The sequence below is a fragment of the Pseudomonas sp. B1(2018) genome (genome assembly GCF_003097365.1).
Lineage (GTDB): Bacteria > Pseudomonadota > Gammaproteobacteria > Pseudomonadales > Pseudomonadaceae > Aquipseudomonas > Aquipseudomonas laurylsulfatiphila.
Map to the genome: position 1 here is coordinate 84,900 of NZ_PYUK01000009.1, position 26,884 is coordinate 111,783.

Consider the following 26,884-nt stretch of genomic DNA (forward strand, 5'->3'; position numbering starts at 1 on the left):
TGAGCTATACCCAATGTTCCCCCATGCACTTCTTCCACTTTTGGAGGTTGTTATGAATGCCCGCATCGTTCCACTCGCGCTACTCATGGCAGGTCTCTTCGGTTGCAGCACGGCTTCAAATCATTCAATGAATCTGCCCCTGGCTGCCACCCACCGCAATGCGGGCCAGACGGGCAACGCCACACTGACAGCCGAAGGCAACCAGACCAATTTTGATTTCTATATCACTGGCGTTCCGACCGGAACCCTCCTGCCGCCGCGCATTTACACCTTCATCAACAAAGGCAGCTGTCAGCAACCCGGACCTGTCGCCTATGCAATGAACGATAAGGTCAATACAAAAAATGAAGCCGGGTCCAATGGTTGGAGTTTTTACCGCAATGCGCCGATCGCAACGTCAGAGTTGCTTTCCGGAAAATATTCCGTCGTCGTGCGTACATCACCCGAAGACGGCAGCGTCGATATCTTTTGTGGCGATGTTGCGCAGGCAAAGCGATGAAATGATGTGATCCAAGGAGGGGCGGCCTTGCGGCCGACACCTTGTAAATGCGCGTCTATACTCACCATCCGGTTAGTGGTAGGGCTGAGCACTGGGTATGCATAGGACTGGAGCCAATCGCCATTGCGGTCAAAGCTCAACATATTTAAGAAAGCCGCACCCGTGACGGATGACCGTCAGTATTAAGGATGGGGCAGTTGAAGTTTTTGAGCCTTGAGAGATGAGAGCACGACGTATCCGAGATGGGTAGTTATGTGAATCAACTGGAAGAGGATCAAGTTCATGAAACTGAGAAAACTTGTACTGACGGGATTGGCGTTAAGCAGTCTTGCCGGTGCAGCCAGCCTGTCGACAGTGACTCAAGCGGCCGACAAGAAACCCAACATCCTGTTCATCATGGCCGATGACATCGGCTGGATGCAGCCGAGCATCTATCACCAGGGCCTGGCGGTGGGTGAAACGCCGAATATCGACCGCATCGCCCAGGAAGGCGCGAAATTCATGACCTATTACGCCGAGCAGAGTTGTACGGCGGGGCGCAACGCTTTCTTTACCGGGATGCACCCGCTGCGTACCGGCATGATCCCGCCGCAATTGCCCGGCAGCCCGTCCTGGCTGCGTCCTGGCACACCTGCGTTGTCCAAGTTCCTGCTGGATCTGGGCTATACCACCGGTGAGTTCGGCAAGAACCACCTGGGCGACAACTTCGAAGCGCTGCCGACATCCCACGGCTTCCAGGAATTCTGGGGTTACCTCTATCACCTCGATGCGATGCAGGGCGTGAGTTTTGTCGACATCAACAAGACGCCGCAGGTCCAGGGCATAGCCCCACCCTGCAAGGCCACACCGATCAACGGGCTGCCGGACGTGCCTGGCGCCATCGATCCGCGGGAAGGCACCTGCCTGACGCCACCTCGTCCGGTCATGTCCTGCGTCTCCAGCGACGGTACGCAGAAGAACACCACGTGCAAGGACGAAGGGCCGCTGACGCTGGAACGTTCGAAGTCCGTGGATGAAGAAATCTCCGCCAAGGTCATCGACTTCCTTGACCGCAACGATCCGAAGAAGACCAGTAAACCCTTCTTCGTCTGGTACAACCCGGCACGCATGCACATCACCACGGTGCTGCCACCCAAGTATGACGCCATGGTCGGAGAGCCCGGCGGAAAAGACTGGGGCACCAACGAAGCGGGCATGAAACAACTGGATGACAACATTGGATATGTCCTGAAGAAACTCGAGGACATGGGCCAACTGGACAACACCATAGTCGTCTTCACCACCGACAACGGCGCGGAAACCATAACCTTCCCCGACGGCGGCACGACCCCGTTCAAGGGCGGCAAGCTGACCACCTGGGAAGGTGGCATGCGCGCTCCGCTGGTCATGCGCTGGCCTGGGGTGATCAAGCCAGGCACGGTCATGACCGACATCTTTGCTTCGCTCGACTGGGTGCCGACACTGGTCAGTATCGCTGGCGGCAAGAAGGGCAATGAGCTGAACGAGCAGATCATGGCGGGCAATTACCCCGGCATCGTCAAGACCAAGCTCGATGGCGTGGATCAAACCGATTACCTGACCGGCAAGTCCGACAAGTCGGCGCGCGACACCTTCTTCTACTACACCGGCTCGCAACCTTCGGCAGTGCGCTACAAGAACTGGAAGATGTACTACACCATGGTGCCGGATACCGCGACGGGCGGGCTGTATGGCGCGACCACTTTCCACTGGACCCAACTGCTCAACCTCAAGCGCGACCCCTTTGAAACAACCGTCGGTGCCGACGCCAAGTCCATCACCGGCTATGGCGGTGCCTTGGGCTCACCGGGCAACGCCTATATCTACAACTGGAACATGCTGCCGATCGGACAATTGCTCTGGGAGAAGGAGTTGATGTCGTACAAGGACTTCCCGCCCATGCAGGCGCCGGAAACCTACAACCTGGACGGCATTCTCAAAGCCATGCGGCAGAGTGGCCATAACGGACACGATTAACCTCGTGGCTGGTCAGCTGCAGTAAACGACGGGCGCCCCAGACAGGCGCCCGTTTTCTGACGGCATGAGGACTTTGCTGTCCTACTTTGTCACGGCGTTGAGCAGTACCCCATAGGACTGCAGAAACTCCACCGTCCCGTGAAAGATCAGCCCCACGCCCATCGCCGAAACGAAAAAACCGACGATGCGGGTCGCGGCATCGATGCCTTGCGGGCCAATCTTCTTGAGGATGGTGTTGGCGTAGGCCAAAGAGAGGTAAGTGACCAGCATGGTGGCGCAGATTGCCAGCGCCACGACGGCGAAGGACAGTACGGCGCGGTCGGAGTCCTTGATGGTGCTGGTCAGGCCGATCACCGTGGCAATGGCGCCGGGGCCGAACATGATCGGCATGGCCATGGGGATGAAAGATACGTCCTCGTCGCCTTTGCCACCGCTTGGAATCAGGCTGCTGTCGGGCGAGGGCGCAAAAAGCTCGAACCCGATCCGCATCAGGATCACCCCGCCGACCACCCGAATCATACTCAGCGGAACTTCAAACAAACGCAGCAGCAGGTTGCCGAAAATCAAAAAGAAAAACATCAACAGCAGCGCATAAAGGCAGGCTTTGCGTGCAACGCGGCGCTGTTCGGCAGAGTCTTTGCCCTGCAGCAGACCCAGGAATACCGGAATGGCCTCCAGTGGGTTGATGATTGCCAGCAGGGTTGTGAACATACCGAAGAACAGGGTGAGGTATGAGTTCATTGCTGATCTGCCCAAACGGGTGGTCGACCCAGTTACCTTAGCTGATCAGGAACAAATCACCTCAAACCACTGCCGCACTGTTCGGAACCTGTGTAGCGAAACCGCTGACCTGCGGCAGTAACGCCGAAGGTCGATTCGACAGCACGATCACCTGCTGGCGGACACCCAGTCCGCTGCGCGTTCGGCGATCATGATTGAAGCGGCGTTGGTGTTGCCGCCCACCAGCGTCGGCATGATCGAGGCATCCACCACCCGCAGCCCCTCGATGCCATGCACACGCAATTGGCTGTCCACCACCGCATGCTCGTCATTGCCCATCTTGCAGGTACCGACCGGGTGATAAATGGTGTCGGTACGCTGGCGCAACAGTTCGATCAGTTGTTCATCGCCGTACAAGCCCGCGCTGAACATATCCTTCAAGCCATAACGCGCCATCGGTGCTTGTTGAATGATGTTGCGGGTCATGCGGTAACCCGTGAGCAGGGTCTCGACATCGTCGTCATGCCCGAGAATGTTCGGGTCGATGCGCGGTGGGGCGCTCGGATCGTTTGATTGCAAACCGACGCTGCCGATGCTCTTGGGCCGCAACACGCAGACGTGGCAACTGAAGCCGTGACCCCAGTGCAGTTTGCGGTTGTGGTCGTCGATCATCGCGATCACCGAATGCAGTTGGATATCCGGGCGTGCAAGCTTGGCATCGGTTTTCAGGAAGCCGCCACCTTCGGCGAAGTTGCTCACAAAAGGGCCGCGCCGATGACGGGCATAGTCGATCAAGGCCTTGCCCATTTTCACACTGCCGCGCAGGGAGACACCCATCAATGACGTATCCTGGCTCCTGTAGCTGAGCACGACATCCGGATGGTCCTGAAGGTTTTGCCCGACACCGGGCAGTTCGTGCTGCACCGTGATGCCTTGTGGTTTGAGTTCCTCTTGCGGGCCAATCCCCGAGAGCATCAGCAATTGTGGGCTGCCGAAACAACCGGCACTGAGCAGGACTTCCCGGCGTGCTTTGATGTTCTGGCGATTGCCCTTGAGACGCAGTTCGACACCGACGGCTTTTTTGCCTTCGAGCACAATGCGTTCGGCCGCAGCCGAAGTCAGCACCGTGAGGTTCTTGCGCAGGTGTCGAACCGGTTTGAGGAACGCAGTGGCCGTGCTCCAGCGCCGACCGTTGCGGATCGTCACATCGAACTGGCCAACGCCCTCCTGGTCGACGCCATTGAAGTCGGGATTGTGGCGGTGTCCGGCCATCTGCCCCGCTTCGATGAACGCTTGCGTGACGGGATGCATCGGGTTCTTGCCGACATAGAGTTCGCCCTGCGCTCCGTGGTAGTCGCATGCGCCGCGGTGGCTCATCTCACTCTTGCGAAAGTACGGCAGTACATCGGCGAACGACCAGCCGGGGTTGCCCAGCGCCTGCCAATCGTCGAAGTCACTGTGGTGGCCACGGATGTACACCATGCCGTTGATCGAGCTGCTTCCGCCCAGCACCTTGCCGCGTGGCTGATAGCCACGACGGCCGTTCAAGCCGGGCTGCGGTACTGTGTGAAATGCCCAATTGACGTGTCGGCTCGGCAGGATCGCCGCGACCCCTACCGGGGCATGGATCAATGGCGAGCGGTCTTCCGGACCAGCCTCCAGCAAACATACCGTGATATCGGGATTTGCACTCAAGCGGTTGGCCAGGACACAACCGGCTGAACCGGCACCAATGATTACGTAGTCGAATTCCATCACACAATGATCCCGAGCGAGCGAACAGGGGCTGCTTCACCAGGAAGCAACAAAGGTACCCGGGACCGATTGTTGGCTGAAGGCGTTAGAAAATAATTGACCTCTCATGCCAATTATTTGATCTTTGACGACATGACTACATTGATCAGATCAAGCTCGTTGACCGGATTCCGTGAGGTGGCAAGCCAGCTCGGCGGGCAAGCCGACCTCATGCTCGAGCGCTTCCGCATCCATCCGGACGTGCTGATGGACGAGGAGGCACGGGTACCGTTGCGTTCGCTGGTCGGGCTGCTGGAGTTTGCCGCACGAGAGCTCGATTGCCCTGACTTTGGCCTGCGCATGGCCGAGTACCAGGACTTGCACGTCCTGGGGCCGATTGCGGTCATCGCTCGAACGTGCGCAACGGCGGGGGAGGCGTTGGAGCAAATCATCCGTTTTATCGGCTACCACAGCCCGGGCATCCAGCTTGATCTGGACCTCAGCGAGAACCACGCGCCGCGCCTGTTGATCGACATCCGCCTGTCCGGACCGACCCCGCGACGGCAAATGGTGGAGCTGGCAATGGGGGTGGCGCATAACGGTATGAAGCTGCTGTATGGCGACAACTTCGTTGCCCAGGCGGTTCTGTTTTCCGCCAATCACCCAGCGGCTCAGGCACGGTACCGACGCTATTTCAAAACTGCCGTGTGCACCGGCCAATCCTGCAACGCCCTGGTACTTCGTGACGAACAACTCAATCAGCGGATTGAACAGCAGGCACCCTACCTGCATCGCGCACTGGAACAGTATTTCCAGCAGTTCGACTTGCAAGCGACGTCGGATGTTGTCAGCCAGGTCGAGCGCCTGGTCTTGCGCATGATGCCGATACAGCGTTGCCGTTTGCCATTGATTGCCGAGCAACTGGGCATGCACGTGCGTATGTTGCAGCGAAGGCTGGCCGAGCAGGGGAGAAGCTTCGATGAAATAGTCGAGAGCCTGCGGCGTGACCGTGCCGATCACTATCTGGCGGAGCGGCACATGCCGATGTCCCAGGTTGCCGGTCTGCTCGGCTATAGCGAACAGAGCGTGTTCAATCGCGCTTGCCAGCGCTGGTTTTCCATGTCGCCGGGAGCCAGGCGCCGTCAGTTGTTTGAATGAAAGGTTATCGATCCTCGCGCGGGACCTGATGGCTGGCGACATCGAGACCGTCGCCGAAATGGCCGCTTTTGCGAATCACAGCCTTTAACCAGCGCCGCAGCCGCAAGACTTTGGGAGACATCTCATTGCCATTGAGACACAGCAGGCGGTAGGCAGACACTCGCTCCAGCCTCTCCTTGAAAGGCAGGACCAATTGGCCATTCTTCAGGTGCTTTTCGATAAGCCCCAGCGGAGCCATCATCAATCCGTGACCGTCAATGGCCGCCTGCAGGCCATCACTCAGATTTTCAAAAAGCAGCTCACGCTGTGGCGGGATATCCATGCGTCCGGCGGCTTGATTCCAAAGCGTCCAGACCCCAGGCGCCTGGGCTAGCGCAATGCGAGGGATACTCTCGATACGTTCCCCGGCAACGAGTCTTGCCGCTATTTGCGGTGCACAGACAGGCGCACCGGATACATCTGCCAGTTTTTCGGAAAAAACGTTGAATCGGGTTTGCGTGGTATGGCGAATGGCGATGTCCAGCTCGCGGGCTTCCAGATCGGCCACCCTGGATGAAAACTCCATATGCACGGTGATGTCCGGGTTCTCACGTTCGAACTGCGCCATGCCCGCACTCAGATAGGTAGCCGCGAAACTGGGCGCCACGCTGATGCGTAAAGGGCTGGTGTCACTGGCTTGTTTGACCGCCTGAAGCCCGATAGAGATCTCGGCCAGCCCCCGGCTGACGTGCTGCTGCAGCTTGCGACCGCTTTCGGTCAATTCGATTTGCCGATTGCGTCGAACAAAAAGCGCCACACCCAATACGCCTTCCAGCCTTCGAACCTGGTGACTGATGGCCGAAGGCGTCAGGTGCAGGAACGTCGCGGCCTCTTGAAAGGAGCCCAGCCGCGCAGCGGCTTCAAAAGCATTGAGCGCGGGCAGTTGTCGCACGCTTTCCGCCGGGATGAGGATCTTCTTTTCACGTGACATTTTGTCATCCAAGTAAAACCAATGTCGTTTGTCGAGCTCACGACCCCGCTCGTACTGTTGTTCACGAGTCGATGACCCCTAAGGCGCACCAACGTGCCTCGGAACACGCGATGACCAATACCACGAGCGGGGTAAATACATGAATTCATTTCTGTCGCAAAGGCCTTTGGAAGTACCTGTCGGTTCCTTCGCCGGGCTATTTCTGGAGCGAATCCAACGCTACGCAGACAACCCGGCGTTGATCGACGGGCTGAGCGGTGAACAGCTCACCTATGCCGAACTGTCCAGGCATGTGCGTGTGCTTGCCGGCAACCTGATAGAGCGCGGTCTGGAGCCCGGGGAGGTCACCGCCATCATCGCGCCGAACAGCATCTGGTTCCCGGTGGCTCTGTACGGTATAGCCTTCGCCGGCGGCGTGTACTCCACACTCAATCCCATGTCCTCGCCGGAGGACGTGCGAGAACTCCTCAAGCTGGTGGGGGCCACGCGTGTGATCGTCACCCCGCAAGTCTTCGAAAGGCTGCGTGACACCCTGATCACGTTGGAATTGAAAGACATTTTCGTGCTGGGTGAGTCCGCGGGCCTCACGCCGTTTGCCTCGTTGCTGGTGGGCAAGCCTCTGGCCGAAGAGCGCTGCCGTGATCTGCAAAAAGACCTGTTGGCCCTGATGTTCTCCAGTGGCACCAGCGGCTTCCCCAAGGCGGTGATGCTCAGCAATCGCAACTACGTTGCGGCGACCGAGCAGGTGACTGCCGCCCAGGTTTTCCGCAAGTCCGACACTATCCTGGCGGCGCTGCCGTTCTTCCATATCTATGGACAGACCAGCTTCATAGGCTCGGCGCTTTCTCAGGGAGCACGCTTGATCGTGTTGCCCGCACTCGACCTGGAAGTGACTTTGCGCGTGATTCAGGACTACAAAATCACTGTCGCTCCGGTCGTTGCTCCGGTTGTCTTGCAGTTTGCCAAGCATCCTTTGGTCGATCACTTCGACCTGTCGAGCCTGCGCCTGGCCATCTCCGGTGCCTCACCCATCAGTGCCGAGCTGCTGAAGAGCGCCGCCGATCGATTGAAAGTACCGGTGCTCAACGGCTGGGGCCTTACCGAATCCACCACCACCGGCGCTGTTTCCGAGCCAGGCATGCCGAAAGAGGCCGAAGGTTCGGTCGGCCGGGTGATGCATGGCATTGAGGTGCGGGTCGTGGAAATCGGCGGCAACCAGGACGTGGCGCCAGGTGCGGATGGCGAGCTGCTGATACGCGGTCCCAACGTGATGCTCGGCTACTTCAACAATCCGGCGGCAACCGCCGAAACGATCGATGCGCAGGGATGGCTGCGAACCGGAGATGTCGGCCGGATCGATGAACACGGCAATCTGCGAATCATCGACCGCGCCAAAGAGTTCATCAAGTTCAAAGGCTTCCAGATCAGCCCGGTCGAACTCGAAAGTGTGTTGTTGATGCACCCGGCGGTGGCCGATGCCGGCGTCGTGCCCAGCCCTGACACCGAATCCGGTGAGGTGCCCAAAGCCTTCGTTGTGCTGCGCTCACCTGTGACAGAAGCCGAACTGATCGACTTCGTCGCACAGCGTGTAACCCCCTACAAGAAACTGCGCGACATCGAGTTCATCGACGCCATTCCGAAAAACCCGGCAGGGAAAATCCTGCGGCGGATCCTGGTACTGCGCGAGCGCGAAAAACGCGAAACCCATGCCGTGTCCGGCGACCGCCTCGAGGATCGGGTGGTCATCACACGCCACGGTAATGTGCTGTCGATCTGCCTGGACCGTCCGCGCAAGATGAATGCCTTCGACCGCGACATGTTCATCGGCCTGGCCAAGGCCATGGCGATCTACGAAGACGATCCAAGCCTGCGTTGTGCGGTGTTGCATGCCAACGGCCTGCTCTTTACCTCGGGCATGGACATCGTCAGCTCTGCGCCTCTCGCCGCACGGGGAGAGTTGCGTATCGGCGATCCATCGCTGGTGGATATGCTCGAAATCGACCCGACCGTTCGCCGCCGGAGCAAGCCGGTGGTCCTCGCCGTTCATGGCAAGTGCATGAACCTGGGGGTGGAGCTGGCGGCAGCGGCGGATATCGTTATCGCCGCGCACGATGTCACGTTCATTCAACGCGAGGTGGCAGTCGGGTTGTTCCCGTTCGGGGGGGCCACCGTGTTCTTGCCGGCAAAAATCGGTCTCGGTAACGCGCTTCGCTACATCCTGACAGCGGAAGAGTTCGATGCTCAGTCCGCTTGCCGGATGGGGCTGGTGCAAGAAGTCGTCCCGCAGAGCCAGCTGATGACGCGCGCTTTCGAATTCGCACGACTGATTGCGCAGAACTCACCGTCCGGGGTTAAGGCAGCGCTAGCGTCGGTGCGCCTGGCCCGTGAAAAAGGCCCCGAGGCGGCGCTTGCAACTCTGCTAAGTGAAGTCGCCCGGTTGACCGGCGCAGAAGACTTCAAGGAAGGCGCTGCAGCCTTCCTGGAAAAACGAGCGCCGAACTTCAAGGACGCGTGAGCGCCACACCTGAGGCATTGAATCCTTTGCAATAGAAGGGGGGGCGGCTGCGCGACAAGCGTAGCCAAACCCATTTGCCGCCTTTCAATCACTACACAAGGACCTCGGCATGAGTGCCCTGAATATTGCCCAGCCCATCGTTCCCCCCGCCATGCAATCCTGCTTCGAGCACCAACGCGCCGCCTACCTTGCCATGCCCGAGCGCAGCCATGCCCAGCGCGTGGAAGACCTCAAGAAGTTGGCGCGGATGCTGAAAGACAACCGCCAGGCACTGATCGAAGCGATCAACCAGGACTACGGCAACCGCTCCACCTTCGAGACGCTGTTCGCCGAGTTTTTCGTCGTGCTGGGAGACATCAAGTCCACCATCAAGCACCTGAAGAAGTGGATGAAACCGCAGAAACGCCACATCGATCTGATGGTCTACCCCACCTCCAGCAACCGTGTCATTCCCCAGCCGCTGGGCGTGGTCGGCGTGATCGTACCCTGGAACTTTCCGCTGCTGCTGTCGTTCGGGCCACTCACCGCCATCTTCGCCGCCGGCAACCGGGCGATGGTCAAGATGTCGGAAAACTCGAGCAATCTGACGCGTCTTCTGATGTCCATCTCACCGAAATACTTCCCGCCGCAACAGCTTCAGTTCTTCGAAGACAGCGGCGCCAATGGCTCGGTGGGCCCGGCTTTTTCCTCGATCTCCTTCGACCATCTCTTCTTCACGGGCTCGGGTCAGACCGGCCGCGCCGTGATGGCGAATGCTGCGCGCAACCTGACCCCGGTGACACTGGAGTTGGGCGGAAAATCACCCGCTGTGGTCGCGCCGGATTTCCCGATGACCCTGGCCGTCGATCGCATCATGTGGAGCAAGGCCTTCAACGCGGGACAGATCTGCACCAACGTAGACTACGTCTTCATTCCCGCCGGCTCCGAGGCGGACTTCGAACGCGAAGCCCAGCGGGTAATAGCCGAGCGCTACCCCGACATCAATCATGCCGATTACACGTCCATGATCGACCAGCGCGCCTATGACCGCATGCAGGCCACGCTGGATGACGCTGTGGCCAAGGGCGCGCGGGTGGTCAATCTTTTCCCCGACCAGACGCCGGACAAGACCCTGCGCAAATTCCCGCTGACCCTGGTATTCGACGTCAGCGACGACATGGTCATCATGCAGCGCGAGATCTTCGGCCCGCTGCTGCCGGTCAAGACCTACACCAGCCGCGAAGACGTGGCTGGTTATGTCAACCAGCACGACAGGCCACTGGCGCTGTATCCCTTCACCAGGGACCGCGCCCTGCAGGACTACTACGTGACCCACATCATGTCGGGCGGCGTATGCATCAACACCGCGCTGCTGCACGTGGCTCAGCACGACATGCCCTTCGGCGGCGTCGGCGCCAGCGGCATGGGCCATTACCACGGTTACGAAGGCTTTCAGACCTTTTCCAAAATGCGCCCTGTCTATCGTCAGGGCTTCTTCGCCGCCACCAGGATGATGCTGCCGCCCTACGACAAGGGACCGCTCAAGCCCAACAAGCTGATCGAACTGATCATCCAGTTGAAGGGCTGAAGCCCTGTGTAGCTGACTGTTGCAGAACGTCTTCAAAGGAGTTTTCCATGCCCCTCTATGAATGCCAGACCGTCAAGGGAACGCTCAGCGAGCGTCAACGCCAATCGCTGGCCGAGTCCATCACATCCATTCACACCCAGGAGACGGGCGCGCCGGCCAGCTACGTGCACGTGCTGTTCAAGGAGCTTGAAGCGGGAAGCGCATTCACCGCCGGCCAAGTCGCGGCCCCCGCGATAATTCGCGGCCAGATCCGTGCAGGACGACCACAAGCGACGCGCCACGCCATCCTGCGCGCAATCACCGAGGTTTACATGGCCGTCACCGGGGCCGATGCGAATGCAGTGGTCGTGGCAGTGGTCGACATTCCCGCTTCATGGGCCATGGAAGGCGGTCATATTTTTCCGGAGCCGGAACAGCCACCTGAAGTGGCCTGACACGCTTTGCTGCGACGAAAACATTTGCGCATTTTCGCGCTTGTTGGGCATCCGCGGGTGTAGCAGCTATTTCCCAGTCACTCCCTGTTGCTGCACATTTCGATCATTAAGTTGTCAGTTACGGTCATTGAGCGGCCGCGTCGCGACTCTTAGTCTGTCGAACATGACTGACGGGGGCCACAGAGCTCCTGCACTTTCCGTGATCGATCGATGTGGAGTTACCGATGACCGCCGCTCAATACCCGCACCTGTTGGCTCCGCTGGACCTGGGTTTCACCACGCTGCGCAATCGCACCCTGATGGGTTCGATGCACACGGGCCTTGAAGAGAAACCGGGTGGTTTCGAACGCATGGCGGCGTACTTTGCCGAACGTGCCCGTGGCGGTGTCGGCCTGATGGTTACCGGTGGTATCGGCCCCAACGATGAAGGTGGCGTGTATTCCGGTGCGGCCAAGCTGACGACCGAAGAAGAGGCGCTCAAGCACCGTATCGTCACCCGTGCCGTTCATGACGCGGGCGGCAAGATCTGCATGCAGATCCTCCACGCCGGTCGTTATGCATACAGCCCGAAACAGGTTGCACCCAGCGCCATTCAAGCGCCGATCAACCCGTTCAAGCCCAAGGAGCTGGACGAGGAAGGCATCGAGAAGCAGATCAGCGATTTCGTCACCTGCTCGGTACTGGCGCAAACCGCCGAGTACGATGGTGTGGAAATCATGGGCTCCGAAGGTTATTTCATTAACCAGTTCCTCGCCGCCCACACCAACCACCGTACCGACCGCTGGGGTGGCAGCTATGAAAACCGCATGCGCCTGCCGGTGGAAATCGTTCGCCGCGTGCGTGAAGCGGTCGGCCCGAACTTCATCATCATTTTCCGTCTGTCGATGCTCGACCTGGTCGAAGGCGGCAGCACCTGGGAAGAGATCGTTCAACTGGCCAAGGCCATCGAGCAGGCCGGCGCGACCATCATCAACACCGGTATCGGCTGGCACGAAGCGCGGATTCCGACCATCGCCACCAAAGTGCCGCGTGCGGCGTTCAGCAAGGTCACGGCCAAGCTGCGGGGTTCGGTGAATATTCCGCTGATCACCACCAATCGCATCAACACGCCGGAAGTCGCCGAGCAGATCCTCGCCGAGGGCGATGCCGACATGGTGTCCATGGCGCGGCCATTCCTGGCCGACCCGGATTTCGTCAACAAGGCCGCTGAAGGTCGCGCCGATGAAATCAACACCTGCATCGGCTGCAACCAGGCCTGCCTCGATCACACCTTTGGCGGCAAGCTGACCAGTTGCCTTGTGAACCCGCGTGCCTGCCACGAAACCGAACTCAATTACCTGCCCGTGCAGCAACTGAAGAAAATCGCCGTGGTCGGTGCCGGCCCTGCCGGTTTGTCCGCCGCGACCGTGGCGGCCGAGCGTGGCCATCAGGTGACGCTGTTCGATTCGGCCAGCGAAATCGGCGGTCAGTTCAACATCGCCAAGCGCGTGCCGGGCAAGGAAGAGTTCTTTGAGACCCTTCGCTACTTCAACCGCAAGCTGCAGACCACCAACGTCGAGGTGTGCCTGAACACCCGCGTCGACGTGGCACAGCTGGTCGAGGGCGGCTACGACGAGATCATCCTGGCCACCGGCATTGCGCCGCGCGTGCCGGCGATTCCTGGCGTGGAAAACGCCAAGGTGCTGAGCTACCTGGATGTGATCCTGGAGCGCAAACCGGTCGGCAAGCGTGTCGCGGTGATCGGTGCCGGTGGTATTGGTTTCGACGTCTCCGAGTTCCTCGTTCATGAAGGTGTCGCCACCAGTCAGGACCGCGCCGCGTTCTGGAAGGAGTGGGGCATCGATACGCACCTTGAGGCACGCGGTGGTGTCGCCGGTATCAAGGCTGCGCCCCATGCGCCGGCCCGCGAGGTGTTCCTGCTGCAGCGCAAGAAGTCCAAGGTTGGCGACGGCCTGGGCAAGACCACCGGCTGGATCCATCGCACGGGTCTGAAGAACAAGCAGGTACAGATGCTCAACAGCGTTGAATACCTGAAGATCGACGACGAAGGCCTGCACATCCGCATCGGCGAAACCGGCGAGCCGCAGGTGCTGCCAGTGGACAACATCGTGATTTGCGCCGGGCAGGACCCGCTGCGCGAGTTGCATGAAAGCCTGGTGGCGGCAGGGCAAAGCGTGCACCTGATCGGTGGCGCGGACGTCGCGGCAGAGCTGGATGCCAAGCGGGCGATCAATCAGGGTTCACGGTTGGCGGCTGAGTTGTAACAGACTGGTCTGTGGCGAGGGAGCTTGCTCCCGCTGGGCCGCGAAGCGGCCCCAAATCGGTAGGTCCGGCACATCAGAAGTATCGAGTGTTCCGGGTTTGCGCCTGCTGCGCAGGCGAGCGGGAGCAAGCTCCCTCGCCACAAACCGGGTGATAACATGCCGGCTCTTCACCCAGAGCCGGCATTGATGCTTCTCCCTCCCGATACCTGGCTACCCCAGGCCCCCCTCGAACGCCTTGATCTCGACTGGCTCACCCACGCCGGCATCGAAGTGGCCATCCTGCGTCTGGACCTGATCGACCCACTGATCAGCGGCAACAAATGGTTCAAGCTCATCGAGCACCTGAAGGCCGCCGACCGCGCGGGGGCCGAAGGCATCATCAGTCTCGGTGGCGCGCATTCCAATCACCTCCACGCCCTGGCGGCGGCGGGCAGGCGTTTCGGCTTTGCCACTGTCGGCCTGTTGCGCGGGCATCCTCAGGAAACGCCGACCGCGAGGGATTTGCAGGCATTTGGCATGCAGTTGCACTGGCTGGGTTACGGCGGCTATCGGGCGCGACACGAGGCCGGTTTTTGGCAGCCATGGCAAACGCAGTATCCGACATTGCATCCGGTGCCTGAAGGTGGAGGCGGATTACCCGGCGCACGAGGGTGCATGCAGTTGCGGGCGCAGGTTTGTGCGCAACTGACTGGGTTAGGCTGGAACGACTACGACGGCTGGTGGCTGGCCTGCGGAACCGGCACGACGCTGGCAGGCCTGGTACTCGCCGAAGCGGGGGATCACCCGGTGTACGGTGCCCTGGCGGTGCCTGACGATCATGGGGTGGCGCAGCTGGTCGAGCGGATCGTGCAGGAAGCCGGTGTGGTCGATGCGGCGTATGAGCTGTTTGAGGCCAGTCGCGGCGGCTTCGCGAAGGTCGATCCGCTGCTGCTTGAGTTCATCGAAAAGACCGGGCAGGCCAGCGGCGTACCCCTGGAACCGCTGTATACCGGCAAAGCGCTCATGGCCCTCGAGCAACAAGTCACTGCAGGCAAGTTCGCTCCAGGCACGCGGCTGATCTTCATCCACACCGGCGGCTTGCAGGGGCGGCGGGGATTGAAATAAAAAAACTGAGCGGCGCTGCGATCCAGTGTGGGGGCGGGCTTGCTCGCGAAAGCGGAGTATCAGTCAATTTTGTATTGCCTGACACACTGCCTTCGCGAGCAAGCCCGCTCCCACATTTGAATTCATTGGTTTCAGGAGTCGCGGTTCACGCTCTTGGGCATCATCCGCAGCAAGGTGTTATCGCCCACCACATAATGGTGATACAGCGCGGCCACGGCATGCAGGCCGATCAGCCAATAGCCGATAGTGCCGCCGAGCTCGTGCCAGTCCTGGAGTTGTTTGGCCAGGTCCTTGTTTTCCGCAATGGGCATCGGCAGGTCGAAACCGTAGAACATCACCTGGTTGCCTTTGGCGCTGGTGACCAGCCAGCCGAGAATCGGCGTGACGATCATGAAAATGTACAGCGCCCAGTGCATCAGCCTGGCCAGCGTCGTTTGCCACGGCGGCGAGGCGGGGAAGACCTGCGGCGCCGGGCCGAGACTGCGTGCGAACAATCGCAGCCAGACCAGGACGAATACGGTCAGGCCGAGCATGAAGTGTGATTCGACGATCAGCGTGCGCCCGCCACTGCCCTTGGGAAAGAGCCCGCGAAACTCGATACAGGCATAAACCAACGCCAGCAGGACCAGCATCAACCAATGCAGCGTGATCGATACGGTGCTGTAGCGCGAGGCAGAGTTTTTCCACGGCATTCGGTGTTCCTCAGAGGTCCGGTTTAAAGCCACCGCTCTTGTCCGACGGTGTGCCTTAACTGTAATCCTGTTTCACCGGGTTTGCCTGAGGTGATTGATCGCTGGATGCTCTGGATCAGGTAATTGACGGCAAAAACGCATCGGCCCCTGTAGGAGCTGCCGCAGGCTGCGATCTTTTGATCTTCAGGTCCGCAATGACGCCGAAGATCAAAAGATCGCAGCCTGCGGCAGCTCCTACAAGGGCGGTGCGGTTTTTAGCTTGATTGCGGCATTTCGCCGTTGGCCAGGCGCTTGTTGATGTCGGCGATCACTTGCGGCAGATCGGTGATGGTGTCGATCATGTAGTGCGGGCGCGAATCTTCGAACATCCCATGGATGCGCTTGCGCTCGCTGTCCAGTTGGTCGCTGCCCAGCGCGCGATAACCTTCGTAATCCAGGCCCAGGGCGTTGCCCGAGCAGATCAGCGCCACGGTCCACATGCCGGCGCGGCGACCTTCGAGAATGCCTGGCACGGTGTCATCGATCTTCACGCACGCGGCGACATCGTCGATGCCCAGGGCGATGACGTTGGCCAGCGCCTGGGCCGGCCATGGACGGCCGTTCGGGACTTCGTCGGTGGCAACCACGTGATCGGCCACATAGCCGTTGGTGGCAGCCAGTTCGACCACCTTGTCCATGACCTGTTTCGGATAACCGGAGCAGGAGCCGATCTTGATCCCTTGCTCGCGCAGGTTGGCGATGGTCTCCAGAGCGCCCGGAATCAGCGCCGAGTGTTCGGCGATTTTCTCGATCTGCAGCGGCATGAAACGCTGGTAAATCGCGGTGACGTCGTCGTCGGTCGGTGTGCGGCCGAAGACTTTGCGATAGCGCTCGGCAACTTCCGGCAGATCGCACAGGGTGCGGATGTGGTCCCACTTGCCCATGCCCATCGGGCCACGGGCTTCTTCGATGGACACCTGGACGTCGAACTCGGCGAACGCCTCGACGAAAATCTGCGTCGGGGCGAAGGAGCCGAAGTCGACCACGGTGCCGGCCCAGTCGAGGATGGCGGCCTGGAGTTTGCTTGGGTTGGAGTAGTTCATGGTGATCAAGTCCTGTGGCAACTGGCTAATAGGGAAGCTGCTTTTGGTGGGAGCGGGCTTGCTCGCGAAAGCGGTGTGTCAGCCGACATCTACGTTGAATGTCGGTCCGTCTTCGCGAGCAAGCCCGCTCCCACAGGGGAATGCGGTGTGGGTTAGATCTCCAGCACTTCCATCTCGCGCAACACCTCGCCGATCGCGGCCACGGCTTGGCGCATCTCGTCCGGTTGCACATGCCCAATGCAACCGACGCGGAAGGTTTCGACCTGGGTCAGTTTGCCGGGGTAGAGGATGTAACCCTTGGCCTTGACCCGCTCGTAGAATTCCTTGAACTGGTAGCGAGGATCTTTCGGGGCGTGGAAGGTGGCGATGATGGGCGCCTGAATGGCCGCCGGCAGGAAGCTGCGCAACCCCAGGTTGCCCATCTCTTCCATGAGTGCCTGGCAGTTGGCGGCGTAGCGTTCGTGCCGGGCCGGCAAGCCGCCTTCTTCGTTGTATTGCAGCAGGGCTTCGTGCAGCGCCGCGACCACGTGGGTCGGCGGGGTGAAGCGCCACTGGCCGGTCTTGGCCATGTAGGCGTGCTGGTCCTGCAGGTCCATCGCCAGCGAATGCGAGTTGCCGGCGGCACTGGCCAGGGATTCTTTGCGAGCGAAGACGAAGCCCATGCCAGGCACGCCTTCCAGGCATTTGCCCGAGGCGGCGATCAGGGCGTCGAACGGCACTTGTTGCGCGTCCACCGGCAGGGCACCGAAGGAGCTCATGGCGTCGATGATCAGGCGCTTGCCGTGTCCGGCGACGACCTGGGCGATCTCCGGCAGCGGATTGAGGATGCCGGTGCTGGTTTCGCAGTGAATCAGGGCGACGTGGGTGATGCCGTTGTCGGCACGCAGCAGGCGGTCGACGTCGGCAGCGGTGGTCGGTTCGTCTTCGGCGGTTTCGAAGGTGCTGAAGGAACGGCCCAGCACTTCGCAGATTTTCGCCAGGCGTTTGCCGTAGGCGCCGTTGATCAGTACCAGAACCTTGCCATCGCGAGGCACCAGGGTGCCGATCGCGGCCTCGACGGCGAAGGTGCCACTGCCTTGCAAGGGCACACAGTGGTGGGTCGCGGCGCCGTTGACGATCGCCAGCAATTGCTCGCAGAGGCTGGCGGTCAGTTGATTGAAGCGGTCATCCCATGAACCCCAGTCGATCATCATCGCCTGACGGGTGCGGGCCGAAGTGGTCAACGGGCCGGGGGTGAGCAGGATAGGTTCGGCAGCACTCATGTTCGTGTCCTCGCATTCGATGGGATGAAGCTACGGGGCTTAAATTGCAATTTGCCGTGCTATCAATCAAATTGTTTATTGTTATGCTAGCCATCAGTGAGGGTTATTCATGAACCTGTTTCAGCTCCGTGCCTTCGATGCCGTGGCCCGGGAAGGCAGCTTTACCCGGGCGGCGGCGCGGCTGTTCATCAGCCAGCCGGCGGTCACCGGGCACATCAAGGCGCTGGAAGAGCACTACCAGATCACCCTGCTGCGCCGCACCGCCCGACGTGTGGAACTGACGGAGGAGGGGACCAAGCTGGCGGCGATCACTCGGGCGATGTTCGGCCTGGCCGAAGAGGCGCAGGTGATGCTCGAAGCCAACCGGCAGTTGCTGACCGGGCGCCTGGAGGTGGCGGCGGACGGTCCGCACATGGTCATGCCGATGCTTGCCAGCCTGCGCGCGCGCTATCCGGGGATCACGGTGAACCTGCGCCTGGGCAACGCTCAGGAAACCCTGGCGGCGCTGCTGTCCGAACATGCCGACGTCGCGGTGCTGACCGAAGTCGAGCCGCGCAAGGGCTTGCATCTGCAGCCACTGAACGAATCACGGATTTGTGCACTGGTGCCCGACGGGCACCCTTGGGCGCAGAAGACCAATGGCGTGCAGCTCAGGGAGCTGGATCAGGTGATCATGGTGTTGCGTGAACCGAGTTCGATCACCCGGCGCACCTTCGATGAGGCTTGCGCCCAGGCCAGGGTCAATCCGCGGGTGCTGCTGGAACTGGACAGCCGCGAAGCGGTGACCGAGGCGGTGGCCGCCGAACTGGGGGTGGGGGTGGTGTCGTCAGTGGAAGTCAGCCACGACCCGCGAGTGGCGGCGGTGCCGATCATTGGTGAGGGATTGGTGAACCGGCACATGATCGGGTGCATGGAGCGGCGCCGGGATTTGCGGTTGATTCAGGCATTTTTCGGGTTGGCGCCGAATCTGAACTGACCCATTCCCCTGTAGGAGCTGCCGAGTGAAACGAGGCTGCGATCTTTTGACTTTCAAGATCAAAAGATCGCAGCCTCGTTTCACTCGACAGCTCCTACAGAGGGTCAGTCGAGGCTTTCTCGCACCATCTCGAGAAACGTCGCCACGATTCGCCGCGAACTCTGCTCGCGCAAGCACACCAGCGTTTCAGTCAGGCGGCGTTTGCAATCGGTAATCGGCAAGGCGCACACCCGTGAGTCGGCGCCGAACTCGGCCGCCGACACCACGCCGATGCCAATCCCGACCACCACCGCTTCACGAGCGGCTTCCCGACCTTCAACCTGGATCGCCGGACGAATGCGCAGCCCGGCGCCGGCCATTTCCTCCTCCAGGGTCTGGCGCGTCACCGAACCGATTTCCCGCAGTACCAGCGGTGTGTCATCGAGGTCGGCGAGGGTGATGGATTCACGGTCGGCCCACGGATGATTGCGCGACACGAACGCCACCATCGGGTCATTGCGCAGGGGCAGGGAGATCAGGCGTTCGTCACTGACGTCACGGCCCAGCAACGCCAGGTCGGCCTGATAGTTGAACAGTCGAAACAGCGACTCATCGGTGTTGCCGGTTTCGATCTTCACGCTGATGCCGGGGTAGCGTTCGCAGAATCGGGCAATCTGCGGCAGCACGTGCACCGGCGCATCCACCGCCAGAATCAGGCTGCCGGTCTGCAGGGCCTGGGAATCCTGCAGCAGTTCCTGGGCTTCGGCCTCAATCACAAAAAGCCGCTGGGTAACGCTCAGCAGGCGTTCGCCCAGATCGGTCAGGCGTACCGAACGTTTGTTGCGGTGAAACAGCAAAACACCGTAGCGCTCTTCAAGTTTGCGCACTTGGTCGGAAATCGCCGGCTGCGTCAGAAATAGCCGCTCGGCGGCTTTGGTAAAGCTTCCATGTACCGCAACGGCATGGAACGCTTTGAGTTGGGCGTGGGAAACCGACATCGATATCTCCAGTAACAAGCAAAGCTTATTTTGGAAATACAATAAATCGATTTCACTTATTAAACAGTAATTGTTTTTATCACTCTCAGCCCCGCTGACCGGTCAGTCGAACCGCAGCGGGTGCCATGAGCCTGGGCGTGCAAAACAGGACTCATCTGACCGGTATCCGCCGTAGGGACAGGGCGATATCGCAGTGCTCAACAATAAAAAAACAGGCGTTTGCTTCCAATTCTGCCGGCACACTCACACCCTGAGGTCAGAACCACAATGAACAAGCACATCGGCACCATCAAGCGTTGGCGCGTGCAGATCTTCGCGATCACCTGGCTCGCCTACGCCGCTTTCTACTTCACCCGCAAAGCCTTCTCGGTGGCCAAACTCGGCATCGCCGAAGACCCGACCTTCATGCTCGACAAAATGGCCATGGCCAACCTCGACGCCATCTACCTGACGGCTTACGCAGTCGGCCAGTTCACCTGGGGCATCCTGGCCGACCGCTTCGGTCCGCGGGTGGTGGTGCTCGGCGGGTTGCTGATTTCCGCGGGTGCGGCGCTGGTGATGGGCAACTTTGCGACGTTACCGATTTTTGCTACCTGCATGCTGATTCAAGGCCTGGCGCAGTCCACCGGCTGGTCGGGATTGTGCAAGAACCTGGGCAGTTTCTTTCCCTCCGAACAGCGCGGGCGGGTTTTGGGCCTGTGGAGTTCCTGCTACGCCTTTGGCGGGCTCGTGGCCTCGCCGTTTGCCGGCTGGTGGGCGTATACGCTCATCGGCACCTGGCATGCGGCGTTTGTTTCCAGTGCGGCGGTGGTTGGGCTGGTCGCCGTGCTGTTTTTTATTTTCCAGCGCAACAAACCTGAAGACGTCGGCTTGCCGGCTGTGGAGCCGGAACCCGAACTGACCGCTGAAGAAGCCCTTGCCCAAAGCAAAATCAGTATCTGGGTGCCACTCAAGGAAATCCTGCGCAACCGCACGGTACTGGTGCTGGGGCTGGCGTACTTCATGCTGAAACCGGCGCGCTACGCGATCCTGCTGTGGGGACCGGTGATCGTCTTCGAACAGATGCCTTCGGTGGGCAAGGTCGGTGCGGCGATCATTCCGACCTCGTTCGAACTGGCCGGGTTGCTCGGTCCGATCATGATCGGCCTGGCCTCGGACAAACTGTTCGGCGCCCGACGCATGCCGGCTTGCGTACTCAGTCTGTTGGCACTCACCGTGACCCTGGCATTGTTCATGGGTGCCCTGCATACCGGCAGTGTGGTCCTGGTGGTGGCGCTCTTGTTCGTGATGGGCCTGACCCTCTACGGGCCGGACTCGATGATCAGCGGCGCGGCGGCGATCGATTTCGGCACGGCCAAGGCCGGTGCGACGGCGGCCGGGTTCGTCAACGGTTGCGGTTCCGTCGGGGCGGTGCTCGGCGGATTGCTGCCGGGTTACTTCGACTCGGTCACCGTATTCATTGTCTTCGCCGGCTGCGCGATGTTCTCGGCGCTGGTGCTGATCCCGCACTGGAACAGCCGCCCCGGCGGCCTGAAAACCAAGCATCCCTGCGCGCCCGATCGGGCGATGAACATCAAACCCCTGCGTACCTGAATCCTGGTCCTCGTCGCCGATGTGTAAATCGGCGGCGTTTATACCGGGCTGTGGACCGCGATCATGCTCAAGGACGGTGGAGCAGCCAGTCGAACAGCAGGCGGGTATCGCCCCGGGGCTCACGGGGCGGTGGGTTCAGAGGTTGTGGCCGAGGGCCCAGCGCCGTACAGAGCACCGGGCGATCCGGGTCACTGTCGAGGAAAATCACCTGTACTTCACTGCCGGCCACAGGCAAGCGGGACGGATCGATCCAGTCCTCGGCCGTGGTCAGCGCCAAGGGCAGCCACAGACCACTGGACAACGACTCTGTGGCTGAATCTGTGGCAGGCCAGAGGATCACTCGAATCCGGCCATCCTCGTCCACAGTCGGCGGCTGTCCGACAGGGCCGCCCACCCGGCCGGGCTGATACCCGGGAATGCTCGGCCGGGGTTGTTTCAGCGCGGGCCTGAACACCGTGGACCAGGGGATGGCGCTGAATTGATTGCGATAACCCAGGGCCATGCCCGCTGAGTCGTCGAGCAGAATCGATGGCTGGCCCCCCTGATGGCTTGTTTCGGTCACCAGCCATTGATCGTTGAAGTTCGCCAGGGGATGGCCGGCCACCTGCACGATCCGGCCGCTGCGTAATGCTCCCAGGTTGCTTTGACCGTGTATTTGCAGGTGCCGGCACCGCAGGCGTTCCAGCTGTCGCCGGCTGAGCTGGTCGCGATGCTGCTGTTCGTGAGTGGTGAACGAGTGATTGGCTGCGCCGTCGCTGATGTCCGCTGCACCAGGATTCCTCGCACCTGGGCGCACAGGGGGGAGCGAGGCATCATGGCGCTGGAACAATTCGCTGATCACAGGTTGGTGATGATCGTCGAGTGCGTCGCTGCGCAGCGGCATGAGTAGCGGCTCCTGGGGGAAACTCAGGCTGTCATCGGCCAACACCAGTACATGGCCGTCGCGTTGATGCTCGAAGTGGTAGTGGATGCCTTCTTCCTCGCACAGTCGTTGCAACAACGCCAGGTCGGTTTCTTCGTACTGAATGCAAAACGGGCGCAGGGGATAGTGCCCGGTTGCCAGTTCAAAGCGATAACTGCTGGCGGGCAGCCCATGTTCCTCGAGCAACTGGCGCAAGATCATGGGCACGCTGGCGCGCTGGAAAACCCGTCGGCGGCGTTGCTGCTCCAGCGCCTGGAGACGGGACACCAGCACCAGTTTGTAAGCGACCCGGTGTGCGCTTCGATGTTCACACCCGGCGCTGTGCAGCACGCCATGCAGGCCCTGGTCGTGGCCGAATTCGAGGAACGCCGGCTGGTGCAGCAATCGTTCAAGGTTCAAGGCCGGTGCCAGGCCGATAACCTCGATGTCGAATCGATAGGGCTGGTTGAGTGCTTCGTGACCGCTGAACCGGACTACCTGGAAACTCAGGTCGTCATCGAGAAGCGTCAGGGTGGTGGGACTTTCCTTGTCGTTGTGCATCGAACACGCTGCCGCCGTTGAATAGGGTGCAAAGCGTACGAAACCCCGGCGTATTGCGGACAGGCCAAAGCGGCATTTCAGAATCCCCCTACAACCGCTGGTGAAGATGTCGATGCCAGTCGGGATTTTTTGGTCGATTGCCAACTTTAGGCCGTATAAACTTGCGCAAAGCGTCGGCCAATGGTTGTCTCGACGCCACAGATGTCACAGATAAGAGAGTGAGAAATGGGCGCACAGTGGAAGGTTAAACACAAAGAAGCGGCAGCCAATGCCAAGGGCAAGATCTTCGGCAAACTGGTGAAGGAAATCACCATTGCTGCGCGCAACGGCGCTGATGTTGCGACCAACGCGCACTTGCGTCTGGTCGTTGAACAGGCCAAGAAAGCTTCGATGCCCAAGGAAACACTGGATCGCGCCATCAAGAAGGGCGCGGGCCTGTTGGGCGAGACCGTGCAATACCATCGCGTGACCTATGAAGGGTTCGCCCCGCATCAGGTGCCGTTGATCGTCGAGTGCGTGACCGACAACATCAACCGCACCGTGGCCGAAATCCGCGTGGCGTTCCGCAAGGGCCAACTGGGCGCTTCCGGTTCGGTGGCCTGGGACTTCAACCATGTCGGCATGATCGAAGCGTCGCCGGACACCCCGGACGCCGATCCGGAAATGGCCGCCATCGAAGCCGGTGCGCAGGATTTCGAACCGGGTGAAGAGGGTGCAACCCTGTTCCTGACCGAACCGACCGACCTCGACGCAGTGCAGAAAGCCCTGCCGGAACAAGGTTTCACCGTGCTGTCGGCCAAACTGGGCTACCAGCCGAAAAACCCGGTCAGCGGCCTGAGCGATGAGCAGATGGCGGAAGTCGAAGCCTTCCTCGAAGGGCTCGATAACCATGACGACGTGCAGGACATGTTTGTCGGGTTGGCGGGTTGATCGAGCTGGCCCTGACCTAACTTGTGGCGAGGGAGCTTGCTCCCGTCCGGTTGCGCAGCGACCGTCGCTTTTTGGACGGCTACGCCGTCCAGCGGGAGCAAGCTCCCTCGCCACAGGTCCTGTATTTATTTCTTGAGCCCAGCCAATTCCTGAACGATCGTTTCAAACCCTGGCCGCGCCAGCACCTGCGGCTGACAGCAACGCCGCTCCAGATCTTCCAGCACCCCACGCCGTTCATCGCTCAACCCCGAGTCGATCCGCGCCAGCAACTCCCCCAGCAACACCCCGAATGCCCGCACCTCGATCCGCTGCAAGGCACGGCTTTCCAAAGTGTCGGAAGTCGCATGGAACGATGCCGCGCCAAAGTCCCCCAGCAAGCAATCTCCCTGTTCATTCCACAGGATATTGTGCCCGTAGAGGTCGCCGTGGGTGATCCCATGGCTGTGCAGGTGTTCGGCCACCGAGGCAATGCCAGAGGCAATGCGCAGCGCCACGGCTGCACTGAAACGCAAGTCGTCGGGGTAGATGTCGCGGCTGCACGACGCCAGGCTCGGCAGTGCGGCGAGGTTACGGTAACTCGGTGCGATCAGTTGCATCACCAGCCCGGCGGTTTGCTGCGGGTGATCGACAATTCGCCCCTCGACGCGGATCAGGTTCGGGTGCAGGCCGGCGGTGATGCAGGCGTTCATCTCGTGCAGCGGTGAACCATCGCTGGTCATTTCGCCCTTGTAGAGCTTCACCGCAACGGCCATGGGCGGCTGGTCAGCCTGTTGCCAGACGGCCTGATGGATCACCCCGGACGCACCTTCGCCGAGCTTTTTTTCCAGGCGCAATGCCGACCAGTCGATGCGCGGTATCGCGTCGAGGGCCGCGGCGTCGGCTTCGGTTTCCAGCGGGTTACCGGCGTACGCCAGCCAGGTCAGGCTTGGCAATTCCAGCAACCATTGCGGCAACTCGGTCATCTGGTTGGCGGCGATGCGGATCAGTTCCAGCCGATGGCACTGACGCAAGGATTCCGGCAGCGCGTGCAAACGGTTGCCGGCGAGCATGAGCTTTTGCAGGAATGGCCGCTCTCCCAACTCGCTCGGCAGCGTCTCGATGCAGTTGTCGGTCAGGATCAGCCAGCGCAGCAGCGGTGGCAGCGCCGCAGCGGGCACGTGGGCGATGCGGTTGGCCTTGAAGCCGATCATCGTCAGTGCGGCGCATTGGCCCAGGCAGGCCGGCAACTCGGTGAAACGGTTATCGGAACAGAACAGCACGCGCAGACGGGTCAGGCGATGCAAGTCCTCGGGCAGGGCGCTCAAGGCATTACCGCTGAGGTTGAGTACTTCCAGCGAGTCCGCCAGATCGAAAATCTCCCGAGGGAATTCGGTGAGGCCGTCGACCAGATCCAGCCGCGTGATGCCTGACAACTCGCCGGCACGCAATTGAGCAAGGGTATGCATGAACAGATTCGCCATTAGCCAAAGAGAGGACGCGTGGCCCTGGAAATGGGCGACATGATAGCGGGAAAGATGTGGCGACTGTCAGGCCGCCTTCGCGAGCAAGCCCGCTCCCACAGTTGACCGCGTTCCAATGTGGGAGCGGGCTTGCTCGCGAAGAGGCCCTTCAATACAACAAAATAATATCGCTCAGGCCGGCTCGCTGACTTCGACCAGTTGCCCCAATCGACTGCGGGTGCGTGCCAGGTCAATGGCATCGCCGTCCAGGCTTTCGCGCAGGGCGTGCTGTGCGAGCAGTGTCAGGTGCTTGTCCTGGTCGTACAGTACGTCGATCAGGTTGATGAAGCGCTGTTGGGCGGCTATCGAGCACTCAGCGAGCCGCGGCAGGTCATCGATGATCCAGCGATCGAAGCGGCGGCACAACTCCAGGTAATCCATCACGGCCACAGGCTGGTCGCACAAGTCGGCGAAAGTAAAGCCGACGCGGCGCTCATCGCACAAACGCGCCCGGAAATGCCGGGTGCCCACGGGGAGCGACAGGGGCGGGGCGCCGAGATCCGGCAGGTTCAATGAACGCCGCTGCACCGCGCTGGCCGGCCACACATAATGGCCTTGGGTGAACAGCTGTTGCGCATGGCTGCGGACCTGGCTGCGATAGTCGTGCGGACCGCCGACTTCCATGACCTGCATGCGCGCATTGATCAAGTCGATCACCGGTTTGAAGCGGGCGTGGTACAGCGGATTGGGCAACAGGCCTGCGGGCGGGTAGTTGGAGGTGACCAGCAACAGGATGCCGCGCTGAAACAGTGCCTTGAACAACCGGGTGATGAGCATCGCATCGCCGATGTCGTGCACATGGAACTCATCGAAACACAGCACCCTGCAATCGCTGAGCAGGGCATCGAGGGTGATCGCCAGGGCATCGGGATGTGCGCGATGCTCGAACATGCCCTGGTGCAGTTGGGCAAAAAACTGATGGAAGTGCAGGCGTTGTTTTTGCGCGAGGGGAACGGCCCGGAAAAAACCGTCGAGCAGCCAGCTCTTGCCGCGCCCCACGGCGCCATGCAGGTAAAGGCCCGGGAGGGTTTGAGTCGAAGCGCCCGTCAACAGGCAGGCATGCCGGGCCATGCAGTCGATCACGCGTAACTGGCTGTGACTGAGGGTGTAGCCTCGGGAATGGGCCTGGTGATGAAAGTAGTCGTGGATTATCTCGCCTGCCTCGGCGCTGCCGGCAGCCGGTGTCTTGCCGAGAAGACGACGCAACGATTGCCAGCGCGATTTGATTCGCGAACGATTGGGTGGTCGAACGGCCACTGAGATGTCACCTCTGGTGTGCGGGCAGGCTCCCCGAGCCGGGGCGCCATAGTGTAACCAGAGCAGGGAATTTGCTTCCAGTTGTGTCGGTGCGCGTCGGAGCGGTTCCGACCGGTCACTTGGAAAGACCTGTAGGAGCGAGCTTGCTCGCGAAGAACTCTGGATAGCGCGGGCACTCAGGCAGCACGCGTTAT

Annotated in this window: 21 protein-coding genes; 11 read left to right on the plus strand and 10 right to left on the minus strand. The window is 60.6% G+C overall.

Going from position 1 to position 26,884, the window contains the following annotated elements; translation table 11 throughout:
* Positions 1–52 precede the first annotated feature (52 nt).
* Together C9422_RS15955 and C9422_RS15960 are read left to right on the plus strand one after the other, a co-directional pair.
* Positions 53–499, plus strand: a complete 447-nt coding sequence (locus C9422_RS15955) for a hypothetical protein (protein ID WP_116581296.1) — start codon at positions 53–55, stop codon at positions 497–499.
* 282 nt (positions 500–781) lie between these two features.
* Positions 782–2,494 carry an arylsulfatase gene (locus tag C9422_RS15960; protein WP_165824782.1) on the plus strand — a complete coding sequence of 571 codons (1,713 nt, stop codon included), beginning with the start codon at positions 782–784 and terminating at the stop codon, positions 2,492–2,494.
* Positions 2,495–2,575: 81 nt separating this feature from the next.
* Here the strand turns inward: C9422_RS15960 and C9422_RS15965 are convergent, their stop codons facing one another.
* Positions 2,576–3,235: a MarC family protein gene (locus C9422_RS15965; RefSeq protein ID WP_116581297.1), complete on the minus strand. Its 660-nt coding sequence runs from the start codon at positions 3,233–3,235 to the stop codon at positions 2,576–2,578.
* A gap of 147 nt (positions 3,236–3,382) precedes the next feature.
* Positions 3,383–4,969, minus strand: a complete 1,587-nt coding sequence (locus C9422_RS15970) for a GMC family oxidoreductase (protein WP_116581298.1) — start codon at positions 4,967–4,969, stop codon at positions 3,383–3,385.
* Positions 4,970–5,146: 177 nt separating this feature from the next.
* On the opposite strand from C9422_RS15970, the gene C9422_RS15975 reads away from it, so the two are divergent.
* On the plus strand, positions 5,147–6,106 hold the full coding sequence (locus tag C9422_RS15975) for an AraC family transcriptional regulator (protein WP_256589972.1): 960 nt from the start codon (positions 5,147–5,149) through the stop codon (positions 6,104–6,106).
* Positions 6,107–6,110: 4 nt separating this feature from the next.
* Here C9422_RS15975 and C9422_RS15980 read toward each other — a convergent pair whose 3' ends face one another.
* Entirely contained in the window at positions 6,111–7,076 is a 966-nt protein-coding gene (locus tag C9422_RS15980) for a LysR substrate-binding domain-containing protein (RefSeq protein WP_116581299.1), read from the minus strand.
* Between the two features lie 139 nt (positions 7,077–7,215).
* Here C9422_RS15980 and C9422_RS15985 point away from each other — a divergent pair, with 139 nt between their 5' ends.
* From C9422_RS15985 to C9422_RS16010, 5 genes are all read left to right on the plus strand, one after another.
* Positions 7,216–9,591, plus strand: coding sequence for a crotonase/enoyl-CoA hydratase family protein (locus C9422_RS15985; RefSeq protein WP_116581300.1), 2,376 nt, complete (start codon positions 7,216–7,218; stop codon positions 9,589–9,591).
* A gap of 109 nt (positions 9,592–9,700) precedes the next feature.
* The gene (locus tag C9422_RS15990; RefSeq protein ID WP_116581301.1) at positions 9,701–11,158 is read left to right on the plus strand and encodes a coniferyl aldehyde dehydrogenase; all 1,458 of its coding nucleotides are present in this window, start codon (positions 9,701–9,703) and stop codon (positions 11,156–11,158) included.
* Positions 11,159–11,205: 47 nt separating this feature from the next.
* Positions 11,206–11,592 (plus strand): tautomerase family protein, encoded by a 387-nt coding sequence (locus C9422_RS15995; protein WP_116581302.1) that lies wholly within the window; start codon positions 11,206–11,208, stop codon positions 11,590–11,592.
* Positions 11,593–11,816: 224 nt separating this feature from the next.
* Positions 11,817–13,856: an FAD-dependent oxidoreductase gene (locus C9422_RS16000; RefSeq protein ID WP_116581303.1), complete on the plus strand. Its 2,040-nt coding sequence runs from the start codon at positions 11,817–11,819 to the stop codon at positions 13,854–13,856.
* Positions 13,857–14,042: 186 nt separating this feature from the next.
* Positions 14,043–14,960, plus strand: coding sequence for a 1-aminocyclopropane-1-carboxylate deaminase/D-cysteine desulfhydrase (locus C9422_RS16010; RefSeq protein ID WP_116581305.1), 918 nt, complete (start codon positions 14,043–14,045; stop codon positions 14,958–14,960).
* A gap of 131 nt (positions 14,961–15,091) precedes the next feature.
* On the opposite strand, the gene C9422_RS16015 is transcribed toward C9422_RS16010, so the two are convergent.
* The 3 genes from C9422_RS16015 to C9422_RS16025 form a co-directional block, all read right to left on the minus strand.
* Complete coding sequence (locus tag C9422_RS16015) at positions 15,092–15,652, minus strand: cytochrome b (protein ID WP_116581306.1); 561 nt, start codon at positions 15,650–15,652, stop codon at positions 15,092–15,094.
* A gap of 254 nt (positions 15,653–15,906) precedes the next feature.
* On the minus strand, positions 15,907–16,734 hold the full coding sequence (gene phnX / locus C9422_RS16020) for a phosphonoacetaldehyde hydrolase (RefSeq protein ID WP_102700637.1): 828 nt from the start codon (positions 16,732–16,734) through the stop codon (positions 15,907–15,909).
* A 152-nt stretch (positions 16,735–16,886) separates the two neighbouring features.
* Complete coding sequence (locus C9422_RS16025) at positions 16,887–17,996, minus strand: 2-aminoethylphosphonate--pyruvate transaminase (protein ID WP_116581307.1); 1,110 nt, start codon at positions 17,994–17,996, stop codon at positions 16,887–16,889.
* A 109-nt stretch (positions 17,997–18,105) separates the two neighbouring features.
* On the opposite strand from C9422_RS16025, the gene C9422_RS16030 reads away from it, so the two are divergent.
* The gene (locus C9422_RS16030; RefSeq protein WP_116581308.1) at positions 18,106–18,972 is read left to right on the plus strand and encodes a LysR substrate-binding domain-containing protein; all 867 of its coding nucleotides are present in this window, start codon (positions 18,106–18,108) and stop codon (positions 18,970–18,972) included.
* A gap of 104 nt (positions 18,973–19,076) precedes the next feature.
* Here C9422_RS16030 and C9422_RS16035 read toward each other — a convergent pair whose 3' ends face one another.
* On the minus strand, positions 19,077–19,949 hold the full coding sequence (locus C9422_RS16035) for a LysR family transcriptional regulator (RefSeq protein ID WP_116581309.1): 873 nt from the start codon (positions 19,947–19,949) through the stop codon (positions 19,077–19,079).
* Positions 19,950–20,216: 267 nt separating this feature from the next.
* Between C9422_RS16035 and C9422_RS16040 the strand changes: the two genes are divergently transcribed.
* Positions 20,217–21,542 (plus strand): MFS transporter, encoded by a 1,326-nt coding sequence (locus C9422_RS16040; RefSeq protein WP_007976973.1) that lies wholly within the window; start codon positions 20,217–20,219, stop codon positions 21,540–21,542.
* Positions 21,543–21,609: 67 nt separating this feature from the next.
* Here C9422_RS16040 and C9422_RS16045 read toward each other — a convergent pair whose 3' ends face one another.
* Positions 21,610–23,004 (minus strand): type VI secretion system Vgr family protein, encoded by a 1,395-nt coding sequence (locus C9422_RS16045; RefSeq protein ID WP_116581310.1) that lies wholly within the window; start codon positions 23,002–23,004, stop codon positions 21,610–21,612.
* 225 nt (positions 23,005–23,229) lie between these two features.
* On the opposite strand from C9422_RS16045, the gene C9422_RS16050 reads away from it, so the two are divergent.
* Positions 23,230–23,934 (plus strand): YebC/PmpR family DNA-binding transcriptional regulator, encoded by a 705-nt coding sequence (locus C9422_RS16050; protein WP_007976978.1) that lies wholly within the window; start codon positions 23,230–23,232, stop codon positions 23,932–23,934.
* 125 nt (positions 23,935–24,059) lie between these two features.
* On the opposite strand, the gene C9422_RS16060 is transcribed toward C9422_RS16050, so the two are convergent.
* Positions 24,060–25,379 (minus strand): leucine-rich repeat-containing protein kinase family protein, encoded by a 1,320-nt coding sequence (locus C9422_RS16060; protein WP_116581311.1) that lies wholly within the window; start codon positions 25,377–25,379, stop codon positions 24,060–24,062.
* 186 nt (positions 25,380–25,565) lie between these two features.
* On the minus strand, positions 25,566–26,690 hold the full coding sequence (gene zapE, locus C9422_RS16065) for a cell division protein ZapE (RefSeq protein ID WP_116581312.1): 1,125 nt from the start codon (positions 26,688–26,690) through the stop codon (positions 25,566–25,568).
* Positions 26,691–26,884: the final 194 nt, after the last annotated feature.

What these genes read in the sequence shown, in the direction of transcription:
- C9422_RS15965 (WP_116581297.1), bottom strand. Translation starts at nt 3,235, where the DNA reads ATGAACTCATACCTCACCCTGTTCTTCGGTATGTTCACAACCCTGCTG.
- C9422_RS15995 (WP_116581302.1), top strand. Translation starts at nt 11,206, where the DNA reads ATGCCCCTCTATGAATGCCAGACCGTCAAGGGAACGCTCAGCGAGCGT.
- C9422_RS16040 (WP_007976973.1), top strand. Translation starts at nt 20,217, where the DNA reads ATGAACAAGCACATCGGCACCATCAAGCGTTGGCGCGTGCAGATCTTC.
- C9422_RS15960 (WP_165824782.1), top strand. Translation starts at nt 782, where the DNA reads ATGAAACTGAGAAAACTTGTACTGACGGGATTGGCGTTAAGCAGTCTT.
- C9422_RS16025 (WP_116581307.1), bottom strand. Translation starts at nt 17,996, where the DNA reads ATGAGTGCTGCCGAACCTATCCTGCTCACCCCCGGCCCGTTGACCACT.
- C9422_RS16010 (WP_116581305.1), top strand. Translation starts at nt 14,043, where the DNA reads ATGCTTCTCCCTCCCGATACCTGGCTACCCCAGGCCCCCCTCGAACGC.
- C9422_RS16045 (WP_116581310.1), bottom strand. Translation starts at nt 23,004, where the DNA reads ATGCACAACGACAAGGAAAGTCCCACCACCCTGACGCTTCTCGATGAC.
- C9422_RS16050 (WP_007976978.1), top strand. Translation starts at nt 23,230, where the DNA reads ATGGGCGCACAGTGGAAGGTTAAACACAAAGAAGCGGCAGCCAATGCC.
- C9422_RS16015 (WP_116581306.1), bottom strand. Translation starts at nt 15,652, where the DNA reads ATGCCGTGGAAAAACTCTGCCTCGCGCTACAGCACCGTATCGATCACG.
- C9422_RS16060 (WP_116581311.1), bottom strand. Translation starts at nt 25,379, where the DNA reads ATGCATACCCTTGCTCAATTGCGTGCCGGCGAGTTGTCAGGCATCACG.
- C9422_RS16000 (WP_116581303.1), top strand. Translation starts at nt 11,817, where the DNA reads ATGACCGCCGCTCAATACCCGCACCTGTTGGCTCCGCTGGACCTGGGT.
- C9422_RS16030 (WP_116581308.1), top strand. Translation starts at nt 18,106, where the DNA reads ATGAACCTGTTTCAGCTCCGTGCCTTCGATGCCGTGGCCCGGGAAGGC.
- phnX (WP_102700637.1), bottom strand. Translation starts at nt 16,734, where the DNA reads ATGAACTACTCCAACCCAAGCAAACTCCAGGCCGCCATCCTCGACTGG.
- C9422_RS15980 (WP_116581299.1), bottom strand. Translation starts at nt 7,076, where the DNA reads ATGTCACGTGAAAAGAAGATCCTCATCCCGGCGGAAAGCGTGCGACAA.
- C9422_RS15985 (WP_116581300.1), top strand. Translation starts at nt 7,216, where the DNA reads ATGAATTCATTTCTGTCGCAAAGGCCTTTGGAAGTACCTGTCGGTTCC.
- C9422_RS16035 (WP_116581309.1), bottom strand. Translation starts at nt 19,949, where the DNA reads ATGTCGGTTTCCCACGCCCAACTCAAAGCGTTCCATGCCGTTGCGGTA.
- C9422_RS15990 (WP_116581301.1), top strand. Translation starts at nt 9,701, where the DNA reads ATGAGTGCCCTGAATATTGCCCAGCCCATCGTTCCCCCCGCCATGCAA.
- C9422_RS15970 (WP_116581298.1), bottom strand. Translation starts at nt 4,969, where the DNA reads ATGGAATTCGACTACGTAATCATTGGTGCCGGTTCAGCCGGTTGTGTC.
- C9422_RS15955 (WP_116581296.1), top strand. Translation starts at nt 53, where the DNA reads ATGAATGCCCGCATCGTTCCACTCGCGCTACTCATGGCAGGTCTCTTC.